At 72.3% G+C, this 3115-nt stretch carries 3 protein-coding genes; 1 reads left to right on the top strand and 2 read right to left on the bottom strand.

Translation table 11 applies throughout. From position 1 onward, the window contains the following. The coding region (locus CQZ88_RS19600) for an AIR synthase related protein (protein ID WP_308410815.1) at positions 1 to 382 on the bottom strand (382 nt) is incomplete at its 3' end. A gap of 145 nt (positions 383 to 527) precedes the next feature. Between CQZ88_RS19600 and CQZ88_RS19595 the strand changes: the two genes are divergently transcribed. Further along, positions 528 to 1127, top strand: coding sequence for a DUF3515 domain-containing protein (locus tag CQZ88_RS19595; RefSeq protein ID WP_102800180.1), 600 nt, complete (start codon positions 528 to 530; stop codon positions 1125 to 1127). Between the two features lie 20 nt (positions 1128 to 1147). Here CQZ88_RS19595 and CQZ88_RS19590 read toward each other — a convergent pair whose 3' ends face one another. Next, the gene (locus CQZ88_RS19590; protein WP_029543155.1) at positions 1148 to 2701 is read right to left on the bottom strand and encodes an acetyl-CoA hydrolase/transferase family protein; all 1554 of its coding nucleotides are present in this window, start codon (positions 2699 to 2701) and stop codon (positions 1148 to 1150) included. Between the last annotated feature and the right edge of the window lie 414 nt (positions 2702 to 3115).

The following is a 3115-nucleotide window of genomic DNA, read 5'->3' as shown; positions in this document are numbered from 1 at the left end:
CGGTCACCGCGACGATCAGTTGCGACGCCTGCACCAGGTCGCCGCCGACGACGCCGGCGCCGAGCGCCTCCGCGGCCTCGCCGATCCCGGCGGAGACACCGTCGAGCACGTCGACCGGGGTGTCCGGCGGGCAGCCGAGCCCGACGAGGAAGGCGGTGGGGCGCGCGCCCATCGCGGCGACGTCGGCGCCGTTCTGGGCGACGGCCTTGCGCCCGACGTCGCGGGGGGTGGACCAGTCGAGCCGGAAGTGCCGACCCTCGACGAGCATGTCCGTGGAGACGGCGACGCGCCCGTCGGCGGCGGCGACGAGGGCCGCGTCGTGGCCCGGTCCGACGAGCGTGGTGGCGGGCTGGCGACGCCCGGCGACCGCACGGTCGATCACGGGGAACTCGCCGAGGTCGGCGACGGTGGGGCCGGTGCGGTCGGGCGCGGTGATGCGGTCCTCCCGTTCGTGGGTCGGTGGGGTGCGGGCGTCGGTGGTCACGGTAGTTTCGACCACGCTACCGTCCCCGCAAATTCGAGAGATTATGACCGAGCCGACAGTCTCCCCCGACCCCGACCCCGACCCCGCCCCCGCCGGCGACGCCGAACACCACCGCAGTCCCGCCCTGATCGCCACGGCCGTCGCGCTGCCGGTGGCGTTGCTGATCGGCATCGTGGTGGCGGCGGTGCTGGCGAACCGCACCCCGGAGCTGGCGCCCGTGGCACTGGGGCCGGTGGTGGCGCCGCAGGCCGAGTCCCCGGAGTGCGCGGCGCTGCTGGGGGCGCTGCCCGAGGAGGTCGGCGACCTCCGCCGCGCGGAGCTGGCCGACCCGGCCCCGGTGGGGGCCGCGGCCTGGCAGCCCGTCGAGGGCGAGCCGGTGGTGCTGCGGTGCGGGCTCGAGCGACCGGCGGAGTTCGATCAGGCGGCGGCGCTGCAGGTGGTCGACGGCGTCCAGTGGTTCGAGGTGTCCGGCGCCGCGGAGGGCATCGATGCGAGCACGTGGTTCGTCGTGGACCGCCCGGTGTACGTGGCGCTGACAGTGCCGAACGGCTCGGGTCCGACTCCGCTGCAAACGATATCGGCGGCGGTCACGCGGTCGCTCCCGCAACAGCCGATCGACCCCGCGCCGGTCGCCGGCGGCTGACGGCGCCGGCCCCTCGGAACCTACTGTGCCAGCATGGATCCCGACTCCAGGAAACGCTGGTGGAAGGACAGGGACTCGCCGAGCAGGTGCGGGGTGTGCCCGGCGTCGGGCACGGCCTCGGCCCGGTCGACGTAGTCGTGCAGCATGTCCCGGTAGTCCGGATGGGCGCAGTTGTCGACGACGACCCGGGAGCGGCGCCGCGGCGACAATCCGCGCAGGTCCGCAAGTCCCTGCTCGGTGACGAGGACCTGCACGTCGTGCTCGGTGTGGTCCACGTGCGGCACCATCGGCACGATCGACGAGATGCTGCCGCCCTTCGCGGTGGAGGGGCTCAGGAACATCGACAGGTAGCCGTTGCGGGCGAAGTCGCCGGATCCGCCGATCCCGTTCATGATCTTGGTGCCCATGACGTGGGTGGAGTTGACGTTGCCGTAGATGTCGGCCTCGAGCATGCCGTTCATCGCGATGATGCCGAGGCGGCGCACGATCTCGGGGTGGTTGCTGATCTCCTGAGGGCGCAGCACGATGTGCTCGCGGTAGAAGTCGATGTTCGACACCAGCTCGTCGATTCCGGCCTCGCTCAGCGCCAGCGACGTGGCGGACGCGAAGCGGACCGTGCCGTGCTTGATCAGGTGCAGCATCCCGTCCTGGATGACCTCGGAGTAGCAGGTCAGACCCTTGTGGGGACCGGCATCGAGACCCTGGAGGACGGCGTTGGCCACGTTGCCGATGCCGGACTGCAGCGGCAGGAGCGTGTCCGCGGGCAGCCGGCCGCGGGAGATCTCGTGCTCGAAGAAGTCGAGCACGTGCGCGGCGATCGCCTGGCTCACCGCGTCCGGCGGGGTCAGCGGGCTGGCGCTGTCGCGGGCGTGGGTCTCGACGACGGCGACGACCTTGTCCGGGTCGACGCGGAACGTGCTCTGGCCGATGCGGTCCTCGACGTCCGTGAGCATGATCGGCTTGCGGTGCGGCGGCAGCGCGGTGCCGTAGTACACGTCGTGGATGCCCGTCATCGCGGCCGGAATCCACGAGTTGACCTCGAGGATCACCTTCTCGGCGACGTCGAGCCAGGTCTTGTTGTTGCCGATCGACGCGGACGGGATCAGCTCACCGGTCTCGGTGACGCCGGAGACCTCGACGACCGCGACGTCGACGTGCCCGTAGTAGCCCTCCCAGACCTGCTGGGCGACGTGGGACAGGTGGATGTCCACGTAGTCCATGCGGCCGTTGTTGATGTTGCGGCGGGCGGTGGGCTCGGCCTGGTACGGCATCCGCAGGGAGATGCCGGCCACCTCCGACAGCATCCGCTCGGTCTCGGCGGAGACCGACGCGCCCGTGAGGAGGTTGACCGTGAAGTCGGTGCCGGCGGCGCGCGCGGCCCCGATGCGTTCCGCGAGCGCCGGGGTGATCGCCTTCGGCGTGCCGGCACTGGCGAAACCGCTGATGGCGACGGTGTGGCCGGGCTGGATCCAGCGGACGGCTTCCTCCGCCGACACGACCTTCTGCCGGAACGCCGGATGGTCGATTCGGCTCGGAGAGGAGTCGGATGCGGGGCGGAGGAACTGCGTCTGCATAACGAACAGGGTACGAGCACGCCCGGCGGCCGACGACGCCTCCGTCACAGCGGCGGACCGGATGGGGCGCGGACCACTCACCCCGCCGCGTGCCGCACCCACGGCCCCCGGCCGAACGAACCGCCGTCCCACCGGTCCTCGAAAGCAACTGTCTCGCAGTCGGTTCGATTGCAACGAGCGCAGCGGCTCCGGGTCGGGGCGACCGTGGCGCCGACGACTCCGGCGCGACCGACGTGCCGCGCCGCCGCCGGGCCGGGCGGCGGCGGCCCGACGGGACCGACGGGTCGTTCGCCGATGGAACGACCCCGTTCGTCGCGCAACACGGCACGTTCGTCCCCGAAGCGAACGCCACGGCCGGCGCGGACGCCCCTCGCGGCGGCGCGGCGGTGTCGTCCTCGTCCGGCACGGACGGTG

The sequence above is a fragment of the Rhodococcus sp. ENV425 genome, assembly GCF_002887785.1.
In the GTDB taxonomy this organism is placed as follows: Bacteria; Actinomycetota; Actinomycetes; order Mycobacteriales; family Mycobacteriaceae; genus Rhodococcus; species Rhodococcus aetherivorans.
The sequence above is the reverse complement of the archived record's forward strand: the minus strand, read 5'-3'. Positions and strand labels throughout refer to the sequence as shown.

Excerpts from the sequence above, each read along its gene's own strand:
- CQZ88_RS19595 (WP_102800180.1), top strand. The coding sequence starts at position 528 with ATGACCGAGCCGACAGTCTCCCCCGACCCCGACCCCGACCCCGCCCCC.
- CQZ88_RS19590 (WP_029543155.1), bottom strand. The coding sequence starts at position 2,701 with ATGCAGACGCAGTTCCTCCGCCCCGCATCCGACTCCTCTCCGAGCCGA.